Source organism: Chryseobacterium daeguense DSM 19388 (genome assembly GCF_000430825.1).
Taxonomy (GTDB): domain Bacteria; phylum Bacteroidota; class Bacteroidia; order Flavobacteriales; family Weeksellaceae; genus Chryseobacterium; species Chryseobacterium daeguense.
The window spans coordinates 430,298-452,440 of sequence record NZ_AUMT01000001.1 but is presented as its reverse complement, the minus strand read 5'-3'; the positions used below and the strand labels follow the sequence as shown (position 1 = coordinate 452,440).

The 22,143-nt window shown below is 36.9% G+C and carries 20 protein-coding genes, 1 tRNA gene and 1 pseudogene; 10 read left to right on the top strand and 12 right to left on the bottom strand.

Features of this window, described 5'->3' with window-relative positions; translation table 11 throughout:
- Positions 1 to 118: 118 nt before the first annotated feature.
- From H560_RS20955 to holA, 5 genes are all read right to left on the bottom strand, one after another.
- On the bottom strand, positions 119 to 1,189 hold the full coding sequence (locus H560_RS20955; RefSeq protein WP_081413906.1) for a S41 family peptidase: 1,071 nt from the start codon (positions 1,187 to 1,189) through the stop codon (positions 119 to 121).
- Between the two features lie 442 nt (positions 1,190 to 1,631).
- A complete protein-coding gene (locus tag H560_RS0102190; protein WP_027378530.1) occupies positions 1,632 to 2,846 on the bottom strand; it encodes a site-specific integrase in 1,215 nt (404 codons plus the stop codon).
- A gap of 253 nt (positions 2,847 to 3,099) precedes the next feature.
- Positions 3,100 to 3,187, bottom strand: a tRNA-Ser gene (locus tag H560_RS0102185).
- A gap of 234 nt (positions 3,188 to 3,421) precedes the next feature.
- Positions 3,422 to 4,363: a thioredoxin-disulfide reductase gene (gene trxB, locus H560_RS0102180; protein ID WP_034752053.1), complete on the bottom strand. Its 942-nt coding sequence runs from the start codon at positions 4,361 to 4,363 to the stop codon at positions 3,422 to 3,424.
- Between the two features lie 178 nt (positions 4,364 to 4,541).
- Positions 4,542 to 5,579 (bottom strand): DNA polymerase III subunit delta, encoded by a 1,038-nt coding sequence (gene holA, locus H560_RS0102175; protein WP_027378528.1) that lies wholly within the window; start codon positions 5,577 to 5,579, stop codon positions 4,542 to 4,544.
- Positions 5,580 to 5,586: 7 nt separating this feature from the next.
- Between holA and H560_RS0102170 the strand changes: the two genes are divergently transcribed.
- The 3 genes and pseudogenes from H560_RS0102170 (at position 5,587) to H560_RS20950 (ending at position 7,632) form a co-directional block, all read left to right on the top strand.
- Positions 5,587 to 6,012 (top strand): type I restriction enzyme HsdR N-terminal domain-containing protein, encoded by a 426-nt coding sequence (locus H560_RS0102170; RefSeq protein ID WP_027378527.1) that lies wholly within the window; start codon positions 5,587 to 5,589, stop codon positions 6,010 to 6,012.
- Positions 6,013 to 6,110: 98 nt separating this feature from the next.
- Positions 6,111 to 6,722, top strand: coding sequence for an HAD family hydrolase (locus tag H560_RS0102165; RefSeq protein ID WP_027378526.1), 612 nt, complete (start codon positions 6,111 to 6,113; stop codon positions 6,720 to 6,722).
- Between the two features lie 167 nt (positions 6,723 to 6,889).
- Positions 6,890 to 7,632, top strand: a pseudogene (locus H560_RS20950) (dienelactone hydrolase family protein).
- A gap of 56 nt (positions 7,633 to 7,688) precedes the next feature.
- Here H560_RS20950 and H560_RS0102155 read toward each other — a convergent pair.
- The 6 genes from H560_RS0102155 to H560_RS0102130 all read right to left on the bottom strand — a co-directional run bounded on the left by H560_RS0102155 (position 7,689) and on the right by H560_RS0102130 (position 10,963).
- Positions 7,689 to 8,066: a PEGA domain-containing protein gene (locus tag H560_RS0102155; protein WP_027378525.1), complete on the bottom strand. Its 378-nt coding sequence runs from the start codon at positions 8,064 to 8,066 to the stop codon at positions 7,689 to 7,691.
- A gap of 122 nt (positions 8,067 to 8,188) precedes the next feature.
- Positions 8,189 to 8,560: a cupin domain-containing protein gene (locus tag H560_RS0102150; protein ID WP_027378524.1), complete on the bottom strand. Its 372-nt coding sequence runs from the start codon at positions 8,558 to 8,560 to the stop codon at positions 8,189 to 8,191.
- A gap of 189 nt (positions 8,561 to 8,749) precedes the next feature.
- A complete protein-coding gene (locus H560_RS0102145) occupies positions 8,750 to 9,274 on the bottom strand; it encodes a GNAT family N-acetyltransferase (RefSeq protein WP_027378523.1) in 525 nt (174 codons plus the stop codon).
- 34 nt (positions 9,275 to 9,308) lie between these two features.
- Positions 9,309 to 9,914: a DUF2911 domain-containing protein gene (locus tag H560_RS0102140; protein WP_027378522.1), complete on the bottom strand. Its 606-nt coding sequence runs from the start codon at positions 9,912 to 9,914 to the stop codon at positions 9,309 to 9,311.
- Between the two features lie 29 nt (positions 9,915 to 9,943).
- Positions 9,944 to 10,453: a methylated-DNA--[protein]-cysteine S-methyltransferase gene (locus H560_RS0102135; RefSeq protein ID WP_027378521.1), complete on the bottom strand. Its 510-nt coding sequence runs from the start codon at positions 10,451 to 10,453 to the stop codon at positions 9,944 to 9,946.
- A gap of 18 nt (positions 10,454 to 10,471) precedes the next feature.
- Positions 10,472 to 10,963 (bottom strand): hypothetical protein, encoded by a 492-nt coding sequence (locus H560_RS0102130; RefSeq protein ID WP_027378520.1) that lies wholly within the window; start codon positions 10,961 to 10,963, stop codon positions 10,472 to 10,474.
- Between the two features lie 351 nt (positions 10,964 to 11,314).
- Between H560_RS0102130 and fucP the strand changes: the two genes are divergently transcribed.
- From fucP to H560_RS0102095, 7 genes are all read left to right on the top strand, one after another.
- Entirely contained in the window at positions 11,315 to 12,595 is a 1,281-nt protein-coding gene (gene fucP / locus H560_RS0102125; protein ID WP_051289092.1) for an L-fucose:H+ symporter permease, read from the top strand.
- Positions 12,596 to 12,733: 138 nt separating this feature from the next.
- On the top strand, positions 12,734 to 14,374 hold the full coding sequence (locus H560_RS0102120; protein WP_027378518.1) for a UxaA family hydrolase: 1,641 nt from the start codon (positions 12,734 to 12,736) through the stop codon (positions 14,372 to 14,374).
- Positions 14,375 to 14,537: 163 nt separating this feature from the next.
- Positions 14,538 to 15,302 carry an SDR family NAD(P)-dependent oxidoreductase gene (locus tag H560_RS0102115; protein WP_027378517.1) on the top strand — a complete coding sequence of 255 codons (765 nt, stop codon included), beginning with the start codon at positions 14,538 to 14,540 and terminating at the stop codon, positions 15,300 to 15,302.
- 326 nt (positions 15,303 to 15,628) lie between these two features.
- Positions 15,629 to 16,480 carry a fumarylacetoacetate hydrolase family protein gene (locus tag H560_RS0102110; RefSeq protein WP_027378516.1) on the top strand — a complete coding sequence of 284 codons (852 nt, stop codon included), beginning with the start codon at positions 15,629 to 15,631 and terminating at the stop codon, positions 16,478 to 16,480.
- Complete coding sequence (locus tag H560_RS0102105; protein WP_027378515.1) at positions 16,477 to 16,806, top strand: L-rhamnose mutarotase; 330 nt, start codon at positions 16,477 to 16,479, stop codon at positions 16,804 to 16,806. The genes H560_RS0102110 and H560_RS0102105 overlap by 4 nt, the downstream gene beginning before the upstream one ends.
- Positions 16,807 to 16,823: 17 nt before the next feature.
- The gene (locus tag H560_RS0102100; protein ID WP_051289090.1) at positions 16,824 to 17,648 is read left to right on the top strand and encodes an amidohydrolase family protein; all 825 of its coding nucleotides are present in this window, start codon (positions 16,824 to 16,826) and stop codon (positions 17,646 to 17,648) included.
- Between the two features lie 29 nt (positions 17,649 to 17,677).
- Entirely contained in the window at positions 17,678 to 18,460 is a 783-nt protein-coding gene (locus H560_RS0102095; RefSeq protein ID WP_027378513.1) for an L-fucose dehydrogenase, read from the top strand.
- A 291-nt stretch (positions 18,461 to 18,751) separates the two neighbouring features.
- On the opposite strand, the gene carB is transcribed toward H560_RS0102095, so the two are convergent.
- Positions 18,752 to 21,931 carry a carbamoyl-phosphate synthase large subunit gene (gene carB / locus H560_RS0102090; RefSeq protein WP_027378512.1) on the bottom strand — a complete coding sequence of 1,060 codons (3,180 nt, stop codon included), beginning with the start codon at positions 21,929 to 21,931 and terminating at the stop codon, positions 18,752 to 18,754.
- Positions 21,932 to 22,143 lie beyond the last annotated feature (212 nt).

Here is a 22,143-nt window from a genome sequence, read left to right as displayed (position 1 = left end):
TAGTACTTTCAGAAAATAACTATAGTATAATCGTGATGACATTTATTTTTATTTAAGATCGTCCACCAATACGAATCTCATTTTTGCTCTAATCCAGGTTGCCATAAATCTTTTGTTTTTACTTTGAATCTACCTGTATCTTATTCAGATTTTTTTGAAAATATTCTTTAATCTGTTGGTCGGAAGTGATTTTAATAAGTTTTTGCAGTGCAACAATTTGGGTCTCAAGTAAAGCGTCTTTTTCTGAAATTTCTATATCAGGTTGTACACCTATTCCTTCCCAATTTGTTTTAGTTATCGGATTAACGGCTCTTCCGTTTGGAATAAAAGCAACAAAATTCCCTTTGATATTAACTTCATTTCCGGGGTTGGCCCCACCTGCCGAAGTCTTACCCGTTACGGTCGCCCTTCTTAGAGCCTGCAGGTCATAGGCAAATTCTTCGCCGGCTGAAAATGTTTTACCATCGATAATTATGTAAACCGGCTTTGCAATATACCGTTTCGCAGAAACATACGGCAGCGACCAATACTGTACTGTTTTGTTACTTTCTCTCCAATATAGATCATTTAAATGTACAGGAGTAGTATCAAAGAAATGACTTGCTAAAAACTGTACCATTTCAGGTTCGCCGCCGTGGTTTGATCTAAGGTCAATAATTAATGCGTCCGTATTTGCTATATAATTCATCGCCGCCGTTGCTGTCGGTGAAGCATCATCAACAGGAAAAAAAGCATCTATTTTGAGATATCCGATATTCCCTTCGAGGATATCAATTTTTGTAAAACCAAAGTTCTTCTGAATTTTAAATCGCTGGATTCTATTTGCTTCCTCTTTTTTAGTCTCTGCTGATGGTTCTGGTTGATGATCCTCAGCTTCCTGATAAGAAACGCTTAAATGTTTATCGTGCGCAATGCTCAGCATTTGATCTGTCAAGGTTTCTGCGAAGGTTTTAGCATCTTTGATTTTTAAATAGTAGCCTTGCTTTTGGTACTGTTTGAGAGCTTTTTCAATGTTCACAGCTGTCTCAGGAAAAACGTAATAATCATTCAGCTTTTGAAAAAGCGAATCTAAAACTTCGTTTTTCATCTGTTCACTGATTGTTGTTTTTGTTTGCGTGTCTGTTTGCTGCGCCTTTACATATTGAATACATAAAAAACTGAACATAAAGACAAGATAACTATATTTCATAATAATAATTAAGTTTTAGATTACAATTCGGCAAGTAAGGGAGTACGTTTGCCGATATTCCTCTTATATAGTTTTCGTCTACTATTTTCAAGAGAGCATTTAGCTATTCGTGAGATAGCCCTCAATAATTACGGCTCTTTAATGATAGATTATATTTGTTCTTTTAGATAAGCAGGCTTCTGTCTTAACTATGCTCCGGGTTTGTGTATATTGCTGTTAACATTTTCGATAGTGCTTTCTTTCATTTTTTTTGATAATATTATTCAAAAATAATTATAGTAAAGCTAAATCAACTTGACGATGGTTAAGTTTTACTTTCCGGTAACTCTCTTTATGAAATTGCTGAGGCTTCGCCATCCGTATTAATAATGAAGATGTATTCGAAGATATGGCCGCATTGGTGCCAAAATTCATATGTTTATAGCTAATCTTCAAAATGATTTTAATCTTCCAATTTACTTTTCAAAACCGCCATATCATCACTCACTTTCTTATCCAAAATCTTCGCATAATGCTGAGTAGTCTTAATATTAGTATGGCCAAGCATTTTACTAACGCTTTCGATGGGTACACCATTAGATAAAGTAACAGTAGTGGCAAATGTGTGTCTTGCAATATGGAATGTTAAATCCTTACTGATTCCGCAAACACTCGCAATTTCTTTCAGATAAGAATTCATTTTCTGGTTGCTTAGAACAGGAAACAGGACATCTGAATTGACGCATTGCGGATGATTCTCATATTTTAAAACCATTTCTTGAGCTAAAGGCAATAACGGAACTCTAGTTGAGGTGTCGGTTTTTTGCCGGTGGGTAAAAATCCATTGGTCGCCATCAATGCCGATATTGATGTTAGACTTAGACAATTGCTTGACATCGACATAAGCCAGGCCGGTATAACAGCTGAAAAGAAAGATATCGCGAACCTGATTCAATCGGTCTGATGTAAATTCCTTTTCATAGATCATCTGAATTTCGTCTTTGGTAAGATATGGACGTTCGACAGCCTTTATTTTTGCTTTATATCCGAGAAAAGGATCTTTGGTGATCCAACCGTGAGCCATACACAAACGGATGATCTTTTTGAAATTCTTGAGGTATTTCACAGCGGTATTGTTTGCGCATTTTCTTACACTTCGTAGCCAGAAATCATAATCGCTAATAAAACCGTGATCGATTTGCGTGATATCGATATCAGAAACTTTGTATTTCCAGTTAATGAATTCCTGTGTATGCTTTAAAGATGTTTTGTAACGCTCCAATGTTCCCGGGGCAAAATCCTGTCCGACCAAGGCTTCCACTTTGTCATTATGTTCTTGAAAGATTGGGATGAGCATTCTTTGCTCAATGTCAGTTCCAAGCAGTTTAGATTTTAAACTCTCTGCTGTTACAAATTTCTCTTCTTTCAGCATCAGGTAGTGAAAATCGTAAACTTGCTGTTCCAAAGTTTTAAGATATAGATTCAGTGTTTTGGCTTCTTGCGAATTACCCAACGCCTTGTGTGCTTTAACATCCCATTTCTTCGGATCGATATATCTTTTAGCAGCAATATCTGCTGCCTTGCCGTCTATCGTAATTCGTAAGTAGATGGGAGCGGTTCCGTTTGTTCTGATCTTATTCTTTTTGATGAAGAATAACAGGTTGAATGTTTTGTTCATTGTGTGATAACTTTAATTGATTAATAATTTACTTTTTGTTACCACTTTTTGCAAGATGTACAATCGCTAGACTGCCTATTGGTCAGGCTTTCCTTGATTTTTTGTGACCCATTTTTGTGATTTTTTGAATGGGACACGAAATAGGACATATAAATCGTGACCTATTTTGTTTTTTTTTTTGATACTGCGCTGAAACAAAAAACGCTGTAAACATTGATGTTTACAGCGTTTTAGCTTATTTTGGTTTCTAACCTGGCGGAGAGTGAGGGATTCGAACCCCCGGACCTGTTACAGTCAACAGTTTTCAAGACTGCCGCAATCGACCACTCTGCCAACTCTCCTGAAGATCGACAATACCGTCGTTTTCAGTGGTGCAAATATAGAACGTTTTTCGTAACGGCCAAAATATTTTCGGAACAAATTTTAACAAAGCTTAATAATAGACTAAAAATCAGAAGAATTATTTTTCAGCTTTAAAGCTATAGGCAGTAAGCAGCAGGCTTTGAAGCTTATTGATAACTAAAAAACGCGCCTTGAATAAGCACGTTTTATATTTTTTAATTTGATTTTAACAATTAATGTAACTCCGCTAAATATTTTTCAGCGTCCATCGCCGCCATACAACCGCTTCCTGCAGCCGTAATTGCCTGTCTGTAAATGTGGTCCTGAACATCACCTGCAGCAAAAACTCCCGGAAGATTAGTTCTTGAAGAACCTTTTTCAGTTAAAATATATCCGTTTTCATCTAAGTCAACCTGCCCTACGAAAATATCGGTATTTGGCTTATGCCCGATGGCAATAAAAATTCCGTCTACATCAATTGTAGAAGTTTCATTAGTTTGGTTATTGATTACTACAGCTCTTTCTACAAGGCTGTTTTCACCTTCAATCCCAATTAGTTCGTGATGAAATTTCACCTCAATATTCGGAGTGTTCTCAACCCTGTGGATCATTGCTTTCGATGCACGGAAAACGTCTTTTCTTACCAGCATGGTTACTTTATTTACCAATTTTGCCAGATAAGTAGCTTCCTCTGCCGCCGTATCTCCTGCTCCTACCACCACAACATCTTTACCTTTATAGAAAAAACCGTCACATGTAGCACACGCCGAAACTCCGCCGCCTGCATATTTTTTTTCATCGTCAAGACCCAGATATTTTGCAGTTGCACCCGTAGAAATAATCACTGTTTTGGCAAAAATTTCTTTATTTCCTGCATATAATTTGTGAACACCGCCCACTTCTTTAGAAAATTCAACCTTGGTAATCATTTCATAATGAACTTTGGTATCGAATCTTTCTGCCTGCTTTTGCAAATCCATCATCATTTCAGGACCTGTAATTCCCGCCGGATACCCCGGAAAGTTATCCACCTCCGTAGTTGTAGTCAGCTGTCCGCCCGGCTCCAGCCCTGTGTACAATTCAGGTTTTAAGTCTGCTCTTGCTGCATAAATAGCTGCTGTAAAGCCAGAAGGCCCGGATCCAACGATCACACAATCTAAAATGTTTTGCTCCATAATTTGCTTTTCAAAAGATTTAAAATTTACGACTGCTAATTTCGTAATTTTTAATATTTATTTAAATTTATTTTAATGATACTTGTCAATATCTAATATGTGAATAGTCAATAGTTGTTTGTTGCTTGTTGCTTGTTTCATGTCAATGAATGTTAACCAGAACCCTGCAACCTGCAACCTAGATTTTCATCTTAATCTTATCCACATTGATAATCTTATAAACCAGCTCCTTAATCAGTTCCGCTTCACTCATATTTACAGCTCCCAGACCTTTTCCTTTCATGTCAAATTCCCTTAAAATGGAGATCACCCTCGTTGCGTGCTTTAAAGGATAAAGCCTCGCAGATTCTGCATAATCTTTTATAAAATAAGGATTTACGCCCATCTGGGAAGCAATTACCTGTGGCGGCTGACCAATCATCGTATTATAAATAATCACATTGGAAAAGTAATTATACAAGCTTGCCAGCATCATTACAAAAGGGTTATTCTTGGGATTTTTCCCCATAAAATGTGCAATTTTAAAGGCTGCATTGGCATTTTTTGTACCTAATGCTTTCTGTAATTCAAAAACATTATATTCTTTGCTGATGCCAATATGATCTTCAATAATTTTCCCGTCAAGGACCTCTCCTTCTTTTAGAATAATTTTTAGTTTATTCAGTTCGTTGGCAATTCTGGAAAGGTCATTTCCGAGGTATTCTGCCAGCAGATGGGAAATATTCGGGGCTGTTTTTATGCTTAATTTAATACATTCATCGGCAATCCATTTAGGGAGATTATTCTCTTTTATGGATTCACTTAAAAATAAAGCTTTTATCTTATCCAAAGACTTGGTAACCTTTTTTCTGCTGTCCAGCTTCTTGTGTTTGTGGGCAAAAACCAGAACTGTAGAAGGAACCGGATTCTGAATATATGCCTCTAAAGCATTACTTTCACTTTCCGTAAGCTTCAGATCCTGGGCTTCCTTTACGATAATCACCTGCTTGTCTCCCATCATCGGAAACTGTCTCGCCAGGGAAAGAATTTCCTGATAAGAAGTATCTTTTCCATACACAACGGTCTGATTGAAAGCTTTTTCATCTTCATCCAAAAAGTCGTGTTCAAGGGCTTTTACAGCAAGATCAATAAAGTAAGGTTCTTCTCCGTGGAAAAAATAAATCGGTAAAACTTCTTTATTTTTAATATTTTTGAGGATTAAATCTAATTCTTTCATCTTATAAATGGAACTTCCAAAACTGAATTTTCAGGAAACTTTTGATTTTAAATTCAAGAAAGACAAAGATAAGTTTTTTATTTATGATTTAGTTCGTAAAACTTACCTTTTGCTCACTCCGGAAGAATGGGTGCGCCAACACTGGATTCACTATTATCTCACCGTGAAATCCTACTCTTCCTCTGCCCTGATTACAGAAAAAAAAATCGTTTTAAACGGCCTTACCAAAAGAATTGACCTTTTAATTACTGAAAAAACAGAACCTATTATTTTAATTGAATGCAAGGCTCCGCATATTAAATTAACGGAAAAAACGTTTGAACAGACAGCAAGATATAATTCTATTATAGGAGCAAAAGAAATTATTTTAACAAATGGTTTACAGCACATCAATGCGTATTACGAAAATGAGCAATATCAGTTTTATAAATAATATTGAGGTTAAGGCTAAGCTTCAGCGCCGACCTTAACCTTAACCTTAACCTTAACCTTAACCTTAACCTTAACCTTAACCTTAACCTTAGAAAAATAATGAAAATCAAAAACATCGTATTCGATTTTGGAGGCGTTTTAATGGATTGGAATCCGAGATATTTTTTCAAAGATTATTTCAATGATGACGAAAAAATGGAATACTTTCTGGAAAATATCGCCCATTCTGAATGGAATGAAGAACAGGACAGAGGAAGACTTTTATCTGATGGCACAGAAATACAGGTGAAAAAATTTCCTGAATGGGAAAAGGAACTGCGTGCTTACTATGACAACTGGACGGTAATGCTGAAAAGTGACATCCCGCATAATGTAGAAGTTTTAAGAAAGCTTGGAAGAACAGATTATCAGTTATTTGGGTTAACCAACTGGTCTGAGGAAACTTTTCCGTACGCTTTGCAAAATTATGATTTCTTTCAGCTTTTTGACGGAAAAATAGTGGTTTCAGGAACAGAAAAACTCATCAAGCCTGATCCTAAAATCTGGCACATTTTACTGGAAAGATATGATCTTCAGGCTAATGAATCGGTTTTTATTGATGATAATCCTAAGAATATCGAGATGGCTAAGACTTTGGGCTTTCATACTGTACATGTAACTCCGGAAACGAATTTGGAACAGGAATTAATTGATTTAGGAGTCCGGTTCTAATTTATACCTTCTATTAATCCTCATTGTAAGTTATTTTTATTAATTTAGGTGAGGATTTTTAATTAAACACTAGTATCACAAATGTCTACACAAATTATATCAACTGTAATTCGTGATATTTGTGAAAACTATTAGTGTTCATTCGTGTTTAAATTAAATTACAAAATATGATACGCTCACTCTTATTAACAGCTTTTCTTATGGCTTCAGGAACAGCCTTCGCCCAGAATCTTAAAACAGTAACCTACCAGGACGGCTCTCAAAAACTGAATGGCCTGGTGACTTCCAACGCAGGCAAAAAGCTCCCGGGAGTATTGATTTTACCGGCATGGAAGGGGATTGACGATGAAGCAAAAACTGCGGCCGCAGACTTGGAAAAGCAAGGTTATATCGCTTTTATGCTGATATTTATGGAGAAGGGAATATCCCGAAAGACAGTGATTCTGCAGCAAAAACGTCAGGTTATTACAAGAAAAATTATGAAGCTTACCAGAAAAGAATTTCGCTGGCTTTGGAACAGCTAAAGAAAAACGGTGGGATTGCGGATAAAATTGCAGTGATTGGCTATTGTTTCGGAGGAACGGGAGCGCTGGAATCTGCACGTGGAAATCTGCCTGTTGTGGGCGTGGTATCCATTCATGGAAGTATCGGAAAAGACCAGGCAAGAAAAAACGGTCCGATTTCTACTAAAATTTTAGTTGAAAATCCGGCTGATGATAAAGGTGTAACACCGGAAGACTATAATAATCTCATTAAGGAAATGAATGAAGGTAATGCAGACTGGCAGATTATTACTTATGCCCACTCAAAACATACTTTTACAGATCCGAAATCACCGGATTATAACGAAGTAATGGCCAAAAGAGCATGGAATCACACCCTTATGTTTTTGAAAGAAATTCTTAAATAGGTTCATAAAAATAAAAAATGCTTCGCAAAAATATTCACGAAGCATTTTTTTATTTATTATTTAGCTTGTAATTCAACTTTGTATTCTTTTGGAGAATATTTTGTTAAAGAGCCTGTAGCCGCATCAATTCCGACACCAATAACTCCACCAAGAAGAATGTTCGGTAATGTAACCGGATTAAATTTTTTCGTTAATTTAACCTCTTTGCTTGCAAAACCTTCTTTTTCGAATGTAACGGTTTGTTTGCTTAATGATCTTGGGATCTCTGCAGTACAAGGGGTTGTACATTTTTCGATACCTTTATGAAATACTTTTGCACCTTCAGGACTTGAAGTAAAAGAAATTTTGTCTTTAGTTCCGGTAATGATAGTTGCACATGAAGTTGTAGAAATTGCGATACCTGACATCATCAGGATTGATAACATTTTTTTCATTTTGTTTGTGTTTTTAATTAATTTATGATGCAAAAGTACATAAATATTTCAAATAATAAAAAAATATTATATAAAAGGCAACATAAATAAATTTTAATCTAAAATTTCACAAAAATTTAAGCTTAATCTACACCTTCCACTTCCCTGTTTACCAGCTCCATAGAGAAAGCCGGAAGGCAAATAGAAATATATTCGCATGGCTCAGGAAAAGGATTGCTGTAACGGATTCTTGCTCCTTTTTCTATTAAAATGCTTTGTCCTTTTTCTAAGATCACTATTTCTCCATCAATTTCAAATTGCTTTTTCCCGGAAATAATTAAAGTAAATTCATCAAACTCCGGAGTCTGATGCGGCTCACTCCAATCTGCCGGAGCAACCATATGTGCAATGGAAATATTTGAATTTCCGGTAGAATTCCCCCAATGTTCTTCAATGAGCTTACCATCTGTGGTAGGAACTATGAATGGTGTTTTCTGGATTTTGTATTTTTTCATATTACTATTTTTTAATGTTTATTTTGAAACAAAGTGCATAGAGTTTTAAATACTATTAAAAAGTTTATTTTCTTATTAAAAATTAAGAATGTAAGAATTTTAGTCTTGTTAAGAATTAAGAAATCAATAAATTCCATTTTTGAAGCCTATTAAGTATAAATAAAACTTAAATTCTTAATGTTTAAATATTTATAGAACTTCCTTTTTAATTTCATACACAAAATTAGTTCTTGTCGGTTCCCCGAAATAAGCCACTTCTTCTTCCGCAATTTTTTTTCCTCCAATTCTTTCCAGGGCAGTTTGTGAGCGGTAATTTTCTTTCCCGATATGGAAATAAACCACCTCCACAAATTGAAAAATATAATCTAGCATCAGCTTTTTGATCTGAGGATTAATCCCTTTTCCCCAGGATTTTTTTCCATAGAAGGTATAACCTATGAAAATGCTGTTTTTATTTTCATCAAAATCATAAAAACGGGTGCTTCCCAAAACGTTTCCGGTAGATTTTTCAACAATTTTAAAAGCACCTTTACTTTCGATGGCACCTTTAAAAAAATTTTCAAAAACTTCTCTTTTGTAGCGGTCTTTGTTGGGATGCTGCTCCCAGACTTCAGGATCGGAAGCCACCTCGTATAAAGACTCAAAATCCCCTTGCTGTAAGGGGATTAATTGATATTGCTGATTTTCTAAAACGGTTTGAATAGAAAAATTCATCTGTAAAATATTGTTTTTCAGAACAGGATGCTGATTAGCTTTTTGCTTTTGCAGCCTCAGATTCTATCTTTTTGATTTCTTTTAATTTATCTGAAATTTTAAGTACAGCATCCATTTTTGCGGGTTTTAAAGCAACTTCCGCCTGAGCTGTATCCCATTTTAATACAAGGTTTGCAGAATTTTCATCTGTAGGGTTTAATGTAATTTCAAACCATTCCTGCTTGTCTGTAAGCTTATTTACCGGAACCGTTACGTCTACCACATCCTGTTTCGGATCGTAGGTATAAGCGCCCCACTGCTGGAAATCTTTGTTTAAAATCACTTTCCACTCTTTTTCCGTAGGTATTATGAATAGCCCATAAGTCCCAGCCGGAACAATTTTCCCGCCGAAATTTACCGCCTGACCGAATGTAATTTTTGTAGAAGAATTGGCTCCTGCTCTCCAAACCTGTCCGTAAGGAACCAGTTCACCGAAGATTTTGCGTCCTTTTACTCCCGGTCTTCCATAATCGATTGTAATTTTGGACATTGAAAACTGCTGCTCCACCTTCTGACGCGGACTCGCTGCCGGCACCGAATAATCCTGAGCAAAACTGATAGCCGAAGCTGATAAACAAAGTGCAAATAATAACTTTTTCACGTGATAAATTTTTGCTTAAAATTACAAAATCAAAACAGAATAGCCTTCTCCAATTCCAATAATTTTTGTTTTCTCCAGATTCCTCCCGCATAGCCTACCAGATCACCGTTTGACCCGATAACGCGGTGACACGGGATCAAAATTGCGATTTTATTAATTCCGTTTGCAGTTCCTACTGCCCGGATCGCTTTCAGATTTCCTAATCTCTCAGACTGTTGCCTGTACGTCCTGATCTCTCCCATCGGGATTTCCCGCAAGAGCTTCCATACTTTTTGCTGGAATTCTGTACCTGTGATGAATAATGGAATTTCAAATTTTTGTCTTTTCCCTTCAAAATATTCTTTCAGTTCTTCTTCGAGCTGTATAAAATGCTGATGTTCTTTTTCAATAATTTCTGCATTTAAACTTTTAGATAAGGAACCTAACTGCTTTTCAAAATTTTTCCTGTCGGTGAATTCCAAAAGGCAAATTCCATCGTCTACGGCGCAGGCGATCATTTCCCCGAGTGGAGTTTGTATAGATTTTTTATGTATTTGCATTTGATTAATAATTTTGAATTACATCGCTGACATTATCATTGACATATAATAGTTAGCGCAATGTATAGCATTTATCAATAATATATTTTTATAGGAAAAATTTTCAAAAGTATCCGTGGTTGTTATCTCATATTCGTAATTCATGGAACTCCACTTGAAATTCGGTTTCATTATTAAAAGTTCAGTTCCATTTTGGTCTGTAAGTACAAATGATTCTTTAAAAATACCTTTATGCTTAAAAATATAATCTTTTTCAATATTATTAAAATAGGTTTGTATTACAATATCACCATTCCAGTTCATGGTAAATTTCAGCAGTGTCTGTCCGTTTTCCTTCAGCTCAACTGTTGTTCCCCAAAAACCTTTTGGCTCAATCTGATATTTTAAATTTAAAATTTCTATTTCTGCACTGAACTTAAACCAGCTTTTATAAATTAATTTTCCTATTACCTTATCATTTTTTGTAACCTCAAAAGAAAAGGAAGAGTCTGATTTTGCTTGATATTCCATAAATGTGTTTTAGGTTTCTTACATCCTAAATTAGATAATTTTTACATCTAAACAATAAAATATTCACATTAACTTATTACTATATTAAAAACAAAGAATAACAGATCATCAACTCATCTTATTTCAATTATCTTATATGATTTTGATCTGAGAATTTTTTTTTCGGAAAATTTTTATAATTTTAAAAAATGATAGTATAATCTGAATTGAGAAACTTTAAATATGTAAAAAAATAATGCAATCGATTAACCTTTGTTTATTTTATACATATTAAAACTTATTTTTATTAAAATATGAAATTCAATTCAGCAAAATTATGTATTAAATATTTCACAAAATAATATTGACCAAATGAACAACACCCAATCAGGGAACTCGTTGATTTCTACTTCAAAAAAGAAAAATTACGGACTTCCTTTAATCCTTATAACGAGCTTATTTTTCTTTTGGGGATTTATCCATAATCTGGACCCGATCTTAATCAAACACCTGCGAAGCGCATTCCAGCTGAATCATTTTCAGGCTTCATTGGTAGATTCTTCTGTTTTTGCAGCCTACTTTTTACTGGCTATTCCGGCAGGACTTATCATTCAGAAATACGGTTACAAAACGGGAATTCTTGTAGGCTTATTCTTTTTTGCAGCAGGGTGCTTTTTGTTTGTTCCGGCGGCCAATACTATTAGTTATCCCTTTTTTCTTGGGGCTCTTTTTGTACTGTCCTGCGGCCTGGCCATTTTAGAAACAGCTGCTAATCCTTACATAACCGTTTTAGGCGCCCCGGAAAAAGCAACACAGAGATTAAACTTCGCACAGTCTTTTAATGGATTGGCAGCGTCTATCGCCCCAATAATCGGAGGAATTTTTATTCTAGGCGAAGAGCCGAAATCACCGAAAGAGCTGGCCAGTCTTTCACAGGCAGCGAAAACCGCCTACATCCATGCCGAAACTTCATTGGTAAAAGGACCTTACATTATCTTAGGAATTATTATTCTGCTTGTAGCATTTTTATTTTTATTGATAAAGCTTCCGGAAGTGACGGAAAGTAAAGAAAAATCTACGAAAAGCTTTCTGCAGGTTCTGGGCGTAAAAAATGTGGGATGGGGCGTTCTTGCACAGTTTTTTTATATTGGTGCACAAATTTATATTTTCAGCTTTCTTCTCGTTTTTGCAGAAGATGCCATTAATATGGAGGGGCAGGAAGCAAAATATTATGCTGGTTTAGCCGGATTTTTATTCATGATCGGGCGTTTTATCGGTACTTTTTTCATGAAATACGTCTCACCTCAAAAGCTGTTGAGCATATACAGTATCATCAGCATCATTCTCAGCATCTGGGTGATCGCAGGTTCGGGAATTTCAACGCTGTATGCGCTTGTCAGCATAACTTTTTTTATGTCCATTATGTTCCCAACTATTTTTGCGCTCGGAATAGAAGGAGCCGGCTCAGAAACCAAACCGGCCTCCAGCTTATTGATCATGTCAATTGTAGGAGGTGCCATAATACCGCCTGTTGCAAGTAAAATCACCGATATATCAGGAAATATTCATTTTTCATATATCGTACCTTTAGTCTGCTTTATTGTAGTCTTTCTCTTTTCATTAAGATTCAGAAATAAAAGAGAATCAATATGATAATTATCTCTAATCAAAATAAGATGAACAGACTTATTATTAGCTGAGCAGAGCGCCCTTGCGAACGAAAAATATATGTAAGAATTAAAAAAACCTGCGAACCTTGCGTTAAAAAAATCTTTCAAGTTTAAACCAAAAATGAGCAATTTAATTTTAAAAATAAATCAAAAAGACAATGTTTTGGTAGCCTTACAGGATATTCCTGCAGGTACTGAAATTATTTTTGAAGGAAACGCTTACACTACTTTAGAAGCAATCCCTGCTAAACATAAATTCTTCATGAATGACATGAAACAGGGTGACGAAATCTTCATGTATGGCGTTTTGGTAGGTAAAGTGCAATATGATCTCGCATCTGGAACCCGGATGACAACAGATAATACAAAACACGCCGCCGAACCCTATTATTACCGCGAAGTCGACTATCACTGGACAAAACCGGATGTGTCAAGATTCCTGCATAGAACTTTCAAAGGATATCACCGTTCCAACGGCGATGTGGGTACGGCGAATTACTGGTTGTTTATTCCCACCGTTTTTTGTGAAAACCGTAACCTTGATATTATTAAAGAATCTTTGTATAACGAATTGGGATATGCCGTAGATGCAAAATATAAAAGTTACACCCATCAACTGGTAGAAGCAATTTCAAAAGGAGAAAATATTGATGAGATTGATTTTTCACCTTCCAATATTCCTGCAAAAGACAGAGTTTTTAAAAATGTAGACGGCATTAAATTTCTCAATCACACCGGCGGCTGCGGCGGAACCAGACAAGATGCGGATACGCTCAGCAAGCTTTTGGCGTCCTATGCGGATCATCCAAACGTTGCAGGAGTTACTTTGCTGAGCCTGGGCTGCCAGCATCTTCAAATTGATAATTTTAAAAAAGATCTGTACAACCGAAATCCTGATTTTGATAAACCTTTACTTGTCTTTGAACAGCAAAAAGCCGAAAGTGAAGAAATTATGATTAAAAAAGCCATTTTGGAAACATTGAAAGGCCTTGTGGAGATCAATAAAATTGAACGCGAAGATGCACCACTCAGTAAGCTATGCGTGGGTGTAAAATGTGGAGGAAGTGATGGATTCAGCGGCATTTCTGCGAATCCGGCCGTGGGGCATCTTGCGGATATGCTATCTGTTTTGGGGGCTAAAGTTCTATTGGCAGAATTCCCGGAACTCTGCGGTGTTGAGCAGGAATTAATCGACAGAGCCGTAGATAAGCCGACCGCCGAAAAATTCATTAAACTAATGACGGAATATGATGAACTTGCCCATGCGGTAGGCTCAGGATTTTATATGAACCCGTCACCCGGGAATATTAAAGACGGATTGATCACAGACGCTATAAAATCTGCAGGCGCTGCAAAAAAAGGAGGTTCCTCCCCTGTTGTGGATGTTTTGGATTATACAGAACGTGCAATCAAACCGGGATTAAGCCTTGTCTGTACACCCGGAAATGATGTGGAAGCAACTACGGGAAAAGCGGCTTCGGGAGCAACTTTAATTCTTTTTACCACAGGCCTCGGAACTCCGACAGGAAATCCGGTCTGCCCCGTGATTAAAGTGGCAACCAATACGGCTTTGGCCATGAAAATGTCCGATATTATTGATATTGATACCGGTGCGGTTGTACGTGGTGAAAAAACTATTCAGGAAATGGGGGAAGATATTTTGGATTTCTGTATTGATGTTGCCAGCGGAAATATCATTCCTAAAGCGGTAGCACTGAATCAGGATGATTTTATCCCCTGGAAAAGAGGAGTAAGCCTCTAGTTTTAAAGTAAAATGTAAAAAGTAAAAAGAGCCAAGGTTTAAAAAAGCCTTTTGAGATCTTATTTAAGTGAAACGCCTTTGTGAACTTAAAGACAGTTAGTGGTCAAAAAAATCTTTGCGAGCTTTGCGTTAAAATATAAATAAATCTAATAATTAATATAAAATGTTTTCATTAAAAAATAAAAAAGCCGTTATAACTGGCGGTGGAAGCGGAATCGGACAAGCCATTGCGGTTCAGCTTGCAGCAAATGGTGCGGAAGTCCATATTCTGGAAATTACAGAACAAAACGGACAGGAAACGCTGGAAAAAATACAATCTTCCGGGGGGAATGCTAAAGTGTATGCCTGCGATGTTTCGAAGCAGAAGGATGTTTTGGCGGTTTTCGAGAAAATCGGAGCTATTAATATTTTGATTAACAATGCCGGAATTGCACACATCGGAAAAGCAGATACTACCTCAGAAGAAGACTTTGATAAAATTTATAATGTCAATATTAAAGGAGTTTACAACTGTCTGTTTGCGGCTATTCCTCAGCTTAGAAAATCCGCCGGCGGTGTGATCATTAACATGGCTTCCATTGCTGCATTGGTTGGAATCCCCGACCGCTTTGCATACAGTACGGCAAAAGGTGCTGTAAAAGCAATGACCATGAGTGTTGCCAAAGACTATATCAATGAAAATATTCGTTGTAATTCAATTTCTCCAGCGCGTGTACACACGCCTTTTGTGGATGGATTTTTAAAGAAAAATTATCCTGACAATATTGATGAAATGTTTGAAAAGTTATCAAAAACCCAACCCATCGGAAGAATGGCACAGCCTGAGGAAGTTGCTTCTTTAGCATTATATCTTTGCAGTGATGAAGCCTCGTTCATTACAGGTGTGGATTATCCTATCGATGGTGGTTTTACTACTTTGAATAATTAAAAATAAACTTTTTTTTATTTTTTTAACGCAATGCTCGCAAAGATTAAAAAAATTAAATTTAAAATAACTTCGATCGCAAAGGCGTTTCACTCAGCAAATGATAGTAAAAGTCTTCGGTTAAGAGGAATATTTCTTTAAACGAGAGTGTATAATAATATTTAAAAGCTTGTATCTTTTGGGTAAAACAAAATACATAGTCTCACAAGCAATATAAGAATATCTATCATTTGCTGAGTGAAACGCCTTTGCGAACAGAAAATATACAGAATAGCATTAAAAATTTTAGCGCCTTTTGCGTTAAAAAAATTAGATTTAAAAAATTAAAAATGAAATTAATAAAATTCGGAAAACCGGGACAGGAAAAGCCCGGGGTAATTATCAACGATAAAAGATACGACGTTTCTCATTTAGTAAAAGATTATGATGAAAAATTTTTCTCCGGTGACGCTATTGAAAATCTGAAATCTGAAATAAAAACACAAAATTTACCAGAAATTTCTTCCGGTGAGAGATTGGGAGCACCTTTGGCGAGACCATCAAAAATCATCTGTGTCGGCTTGAATTATAAAGACCACGCAGCGGAAACCAATGCACCCATTCCGCAGGAGCCTATCCTGTTTTTTAAGGCTACTTCTGCCATCGTAGGTCCGAATGATGATTTAATTATTCCCAAAAACAGCATAAAAACCGACTGGGAAGTTGAATTAGCCATCGTTATCGGTAAAAAAGCAAGCTATGTTTCTGAGGAAAAAGCCCTTGAGCACGTTGCAGGATATGTTCTGCACAACGATTACAGTGAAAGAGAATTTCAGCTGGAAAGAAACGGACAGTGGGTAAAAGGAAAAAGCTGCGATACATTTGCGCCGATCGGGCCTTTTATTGTGACGCCTGATGAAATTGAGGACGTTCACAACCTTCGTTTATGGCTGAAAGTCAATGGACAAATGTTACAGGACGGAAATACTTCCAATCTTATTTTCAACGTTCCATTTATTATAAGTTATATCAGCCAGTTCATGACTTTGCTTCCGGGTGATATCATCACTACAGGAACACCTGCAGGTGTTGGTTTGGGGCAAAAACCTGAGCCTTGGTATCTGAAACCGGGTGATGTGGTGGAATTAGGAATTGATGGTTTGGGAAGCAGTACTCAAAAAGTAAAAGCTTACGACGAATGAAAAGATATTGTTTAGCCCTCGACCTGATCGATAATCCTGAGCTGATGACAGAATACGAAAAATATCACCAGAATGTCTGGCCTGAAATCAAAAAAAGCATTTTGGATGCAGGAATTACAAATATGGAGATTTACCGTGTTCAAAACAGATTATTTATGATTATGGAAACAGATGAAAATTTTTCTTTCGAAGTTAAAAAAGAAGCTGATAAAAATAATCCAAAAGTTCGGGAATGGGAGAAGCTAATGTGGAAATATCAACAACAGCTACCCAATTCCAAACCGGGAGAAAAGTGGCAGTTGATGAACAAAATTTTTTCATTATAAATTAAAACCGATTTAAAATGATCATTGATTCTCACGTACATTTCTGGAAGTTTGATCCCATTCGGGATGCCTGGATTACCAACGAAATGACCACGATTCGGAGAGATTTTCTGCCGGAAGATTTATCCTTACATTTAAATGAAAATAAAGTCGATGGCGGCATTGCAGTTCAGGCAGATCAAAGTGATGAAGAAAATACTTTTTTGTTGAATTTAGCTAAAGAAAATCCTTTCATCAAAGGAATTGTTGGCTGGATTGATCTTACTTCCGAGAAACTGGAAGAATCGCTTCAAAACTATCAATCAGAAAATTTAATTAAAGGGTTCAGACATATTGCGGAGGGAGAAGAAATGGGATTTTTACTGCAAAAAAATGTATTCAATGGAATTAAAAAACTTCATCAATATAATTATACTTTTGATATTTTATTGAGACAACATCAACTTTCTGATGCGGTAAAATTATCAGAAAAACTTTCTGACCAACCTTTTATTTTAGATCATTGCGGAAAACCGGATCTGAAAACAAATAATTTAAAAGACTGGAAATCAAACATTACGGAGCTCGCTAAAAATCCGAATATCTTTTGTAAAGTTTCTGGACTTCTAACCGAAGGAAATTGGAATTCCATTGATGAAAAATCAATTTTTGAAATTTTAGATGTTATTTTTTCTCAATTCGGAATTAAACGATTGGTTTTCGGAAGCGACTGGCCTGTAATGTTGTTGGGAGGAAATTATGCGTTGTGGCTGGAATTGATTTCAAAATATTTGAATCAGTTTTCTAAAGAAGAACGGGAACTTTTTTTCTCTGGAAATGCCGTGAAATTTTACAAATTATAATTTAATTTTTAAGGAACACATATTCAAATATGAATTTAAATCTCGACCATAAAATAATCATCGTAAGCGGCGGTGCAAAAGGCATCGGAAACGGCATTGCAAGAATTTTAGCTGAAGAAAATGCTTTCCCGATCATCGTCGGAAGAAACGAAGAAGATAACAGAAAAGCAGTTCAGGAAATCCAGAATCTTGGCGGAAAAGCCGATTTTGTGACGGCCGAACTTTCCCAACCTGAAGAATGTAAAAAAGCCGTTGAAGAAATTGTAAAAAAATACGGGAAAATTAATGGAATCGTCAATAATGCCGGAGTCAATGACGGTGTTGGTCTGGAAAATGGCTCGTACGAAGAATTCATAGCATCATACCATAAAAATGTGGTGCACTATTACCTTTTGGTGCATCATGCCCTTCCCTACCTTAAAGAAAGTAAAGGATCCATTGTGAATATTGGAAGTAAAACTGCAGAGACCGGACAGGGAGGAACTTCAGGATATGCCGCTGCAAATGGCGCCAGGAATGCCTTAACAAGAGAATGGGCAGTTGAGCTTCTGCCTTATAAAATTCGTGTGAATGCTGTTATTGTTGCAGAAGCCTGGACTCCACTTTACCAATCCTGGATTTCCACTTTTGAAAATCCAGAAGAAAAGTTAAAAAGTATTACTTCAAAAATTCCTTTGGAAAACAGAATGACAACTTCGGAAGAAATTGCAAATATGGTTGTGTTTTTGTTATCTGAAAAGTCTTCACATACTACGGGACAGTTGATTCATGTGGATGGAGGGTATGTGTATTTGGATAGGAGTTTGGGGTAGATATTATTCTTTTGTCTTGAAACAAAAAAACCAAAAATTGCCTCCGTAAAGTCGGCGAATGTATTTCAAGACTTGCAAACTTCCGCTAAAAATTAAAATTTAATCCTAAAATTCCCAAAACTTGCGCGAATTCAAGATTTGTTCTTCGGTTGAACAGCTGTCTCACGCATTGAACAGTGGGAATTTTTTAACGGATTAGGTTTTAATTTTCTTAACGCTCCATTTTCCTATGTCATAAAAATAAAAACGCACCTCAACAGAGATGCGTTTAAAAATATCTTAATCCGAAAATTACATCGTTTCCATTTTGAAACTCATGCTTTCAATAACTTTCAAGATGGCTTCAACCGTATCCATTGACGTCAAACAAGGTACACCGTTTTCCACGCTCATTCTTCTAATCTGGAATCCGTCTCTTTCGGCTTGTTTTCCTTTGGTAGTGGTGTTTACAACGTACTGAACTTTTCCTTTTTGAATCAAGTCGATCAGGTTTACACTTTCCTCCCCGATTTTATATCCAATCTTGCAAGGAATTCCTTTTTCTTCAAAGAATTTTGCTGTTCCTTCCGTTGCCCAGATTCTGAAACCTACTTCATGGAATCTTGCTGCCAAATCAGCTGCTTCCTGCTTGTGTTTATCAGCCACCGTGAACAAGATTGAACCGTGCATCGGAACTTTTCTTCCTGCCGCAACCAATCCTTTGTAAAGTGCCTTTTCTAGGGTCGTATCTTTACCCATAACCTCTCCTGTAGACTTCATTTCAGGGCCTAAAGAGATATCAACTTTCGTTAATTTTGAGAAAGAGAACACAGGAACTTTTACAAAAACACCTTCTTTATTTGGAACCAATCCGCTTTCGTAGCCCAGATCTTTCAGCTTTTGGCCTAAAATTGCTTTTGTAGCCAAATTTGCCATCGGAACATCCGTGATTTTAGACAAGAAAGGAACCGTTCTTGATGATCTTGGATTCACCTCAATTACATATACATTTCCTTCGAAAAGAACGTATTGGATATTCATTAACCCGATTACGTTTAGCCCTTTTGCCAGTCTTTTTGTGTAATCAACCAACGTTTCAATTTCTGACTGAGAAACATTCTGTGGAGGATACACCGCGATTGAGTCTCCGGAGTGAACCCCTGCTCTTTCAATGTGCTCCATAATTCCCGGGATTACAACGGTTTCCCCGTCGCAGATCGCATCAACTTCAACTTCTTTACCCACCATGTATTTATCTACCAAAACGGGATGTTCAGGACTTGCGTCTACCGCAAACTCCATATAATGAGCCAATTCTGCTTCTGTGTAAACAATTTCCATTGCTCTGCCTCCCAAAACGTAGCTCGGACGAACCAATACCGGGTAACCGATTTCGTTGGCAATTTTTATCGCTTCTTCTTTTGAGGTGGACGTTTTTCCTAAAGGCTGAGGAATCTGCATTTCCTGAAGCGCTTTCTCGAACTTATCTCTGTTCTCCGCTCTGTCAAGGTCTTCCAGCGTTGTTCCCAGAATCTGAACGCCATGTGAAGCCAGTTTATCTGCTAAGTTAATGGCCGTCTGACCTCCGAACTGAACTACAACCCCTTTCGGTTTTTCCAGTTCGATGATGTTCATTACATCTTCCTCCGTTAAAGGCTCGAAGTATAACTTATCTGAAATCGAAAAGTCAGTAGAAACTGTTTCAGGGTTATTATTTATAATGATCGCTTCGTAACCCATTTCTTTGATTGCCCAAACCGAGTGAACTGTAGCATAATCAAACTCAACACCCTGCCCGATTCTGATAGGTCCGGAACCCAGAACGATGATTTTTTCTTTATCTGAAGCTATACTTTCATTTTCTTCTTCGTAAGTTCCGTAGAAATAAGGAGTTTCAGATTCAAATTCTGCCGCGCAGGTATCAACCATTTTGTACACCGGCATGATTCCGTTTTCTTTTCTGAAATTGAAAACCTCGCGCTCTTTTACATCCCAAAGAACTGCAATATTTATATCAGCGAAGCCTAATTTTTTAGCTTCCAGTAAAATATCTTTATTGAATTTGTTTTCAGCGATAACTTTCTCGAAATCAATTAATTTTTTAATTTTCCAGATGAAGAATTTATCAATTTTGCTCCATTCTACGATTTGTTCCCAATCATATCCTCTTCTTAAAGCATCCCCGATGATGAACAACCTTTCGTCATCACAAACTCTGATTCTTCTTTCAATTTCCTCCGCCGTTAGGGCATCAGCCTGCTTCTTTTTTAAACCAATATGCTTGATTCCTGTTTCCAGGGAACGGATCGCTTTCTGTAAAGATTCCTCGAAATTTCTTCCGATGGCCATTACTTCACCTGTCGCTTTCATCTGAGTTGATAATCTCCTGTCCGCCGTTTCGAATTTATCAAACGGGAATCTTGGGAATTTAGTCACCACATAATCCAAAGCCGGCTCGAAACAAGCATATGTTTTTCCTGTCACCGGATTCATAATTTCGTCAAGAGTCAGTCCTACTGCAATTTTTGCTGCAATTTTTGCAATCGGATATCCAGTTGCTTTTGATGCTAACGCTGATGAACGGGAAACTCTTGGGTTAACCTCGATGATATAATAATCAAATGAATGCGGGTCTAAAGCCAGCTGCACGTTACAACCTCCTTCTATTCCTAATGCTCTGATGATTTTTAGTGAAGCATTTCTTAACAGCTGATACTCTCTGTCAGAAAGTGTCTGAGAAGGCGCCACAACGATTGAATCCCCCGTGTGAACCCCAACCGGATCTATATTTTCCATGTTACAAACCACAATCGCATTGTCGTTTGCATCACGCATTACTTCATATTCAATTTCTTTGAAACCAGCGATTGATTTTTCGATCAGACATTGCGTTACAGGACTGTGTTTTAATCCTAATTCAGCGATTTCTTTCAATTCAACCTCGTTGGAAGCGATACCACCTCCTGTTCCACCCATTGTGAAGGCTGGACGAACAATAACAGGATATCCGATATTATCAGCAAAATTTAATGCTCCTTCTACCGTATTTACGATATCAGATTCAGGAACGGGCTCGTTCAGCTCTCTCATCAGCTCACGGAACAAATCTCTGTCTTCCGCTCTGTTGATCGCTGAAAGCTTTGTTCCCAACACTTCAACTTTACATTCTTCAAGAATTCCTGATTTTTCCAATTCTACCGCCATATTCAGTCCGGTTTGTCCGCCAAGAGTCGGTAAAAGCGCATCCGGACGCTCTTTTCTGATGATATGACTTACAAACTGAAGTGAAATCGGCTCGATATATACTTTATCCGCGATTTCAACGTCCGTCATAATCGTTGCAGGGTTTGAGTTGATCAAAATTACCTTGTAGCCTTCTTCCTTCAAAGACAGACAAGCCTGTGTTCCTGCGTAATCAAATTCCGCCGCCTGACCAATGATGATAGGTCCTGAACCGATTACTAAAATTGTTTTTATGTCGTTTCTTTTCATTTTTTTTTTTCCGCGAGTTTCACCCGTGGTTATTATTGTTGAACCATTTCATGGTTCGGTTAATGGTTGTTTTTTTCATTTCCACGGATTTTATCCGCGGCTATTATTGTTTAACCATTTTCATGGTTAGCTCTTCTTTTTTAAGCAGCCACGAAGTGGCTGAATTTTAATAGCCGTAGGTGAAACCTATGGATTGGATAATTAAGCCGTTC

Bases quoted from the DNA above. Each gene is read 5' to 3' on its own strand.
- H560_RS0102155 (WP_027378525.1), bottom strand. From the start codon at position 8,066: ATGAAAAAAATGTTATCAATCCTGATGATGTCAGGTATCGCAATTTCT.
- trxB (WP_034752053.1), bottom strand. From the start codon at position 4,363: ATGGAGCAAAACATTTTAGATTGTGTGATCGTTGGATCCGGGCCTTCT.
- H560_RS0102115 (WP_027378517.1), top strand. From the start codon at position 14,538: ATGTTTTCATTAAAAAATAAAAAAGCCGTTATAACTGGCGGTGGAAGC.
- H560_RS0102100 (WP_051289090.1), top strand. From the start codon at position 16,824: ATGATCATTGATTCTCACGTACATTTCTGGAAGTTTGATCCCATTCGG.
- H560_RS0102190 (WP_027378530.1), bottom strand. From the start codon at position 2,846: ATGAACAAAACATTCAACCTGTTATTCTTCATCAAAAAGAATAAGATC.
- H560_RS0102095 (WP_027378513.1), top strand. From the start codon at position 17,678: ATGAATTTAAATCTCGACCATAAAATAATCATCGTAAGCGGCGGTGCA.
- carB (WP_027378512.1), bottom strand. From the start codon at position 21,931: ATGAAAAGAAACGACATAAAAACAATTTTAGTAATCGGTTCAGGACCT.
- holA (WP_027378528.1), bottom strand. From the start codon at position 5,579: ATGAAAGAATTAGATTTAATCCTCAAAAATATTAAAAATAAAGAAGTT.
- H560_RS0102105 (WP_027378515.1), top strand. From the start codon at position 16,477: ATGAAAAGATATTGTTTAGCCCTCGACCTGATCGATAATCCTGAGCTG.
- H560_RS0102110 (WP_027378516.1), top strand. From the start codon at position 15,629: ATGAAATTAATAAAATTCGGAAAACCGGGACAGGAAAAGCCCGGGGTA.
- H560_RS0102170 (WP_027378527.1), top strand. From the start codon at position 5,587: ATGGAACTTCCAAAACTGAATTTTCAGGAAACTTTTGATTTTAAATTC.
- H560_RS0102150 (WP_027378524.1), bottom strand. From the start codon at position 8,560: ATGAAAAAATACAAAATCCAGAAAACACCATTCATAGTTCCTACCACA.
- H560_RS0102130 (WP_027378520.1), bottom strand. From the start codon at position 10,963: ATGGAATATCAAGCAAAATCAGACTCTTCCTTTTCTTTTGAGGTTACA.
- H560_RS20955 (WP_081413906.1), bottom strand. From the start codon at position 1,189: ATGAAATATAGTTATCTTGTCTTTATGTTCAGTTTTTTATGTATTCAA.
- H560_RS0102145 (WP_027378523.1), bottom strand. From the start codon at position 9,274: ATGAATTTTTCTATTCAAACCGTTTTAGAAAATCAGCAATATCAATTA.
- H560_RS0102165 (WP_027378526.1), top strand. From the start codon at position 6,111: ATGAAAATCAAAAACATCGTATTCGATTTTGGAGGCGTTTTAATGGAT.
- fucP (WP_051289092.1), top strand. From the start codon at position 11,315: ATGAACAACACCCAATCAGGGAACTCGTTGATTTCTACTTCAAAAAAG.
- H560_RS0102120 (WP_027378518.1), top strand. From the start codon at position 12,734: ATGAGCAATTTAATTTTAAAAATAAATCAAAAAGACAATGTTTTGGTA.
- H560_RS0102135 (WP_027378521.1), bottom strand. From the start codon at position 10,453: ATGCAAATACATAAAAAATCTATACAAACTCCACTCGGGGAAATGATC.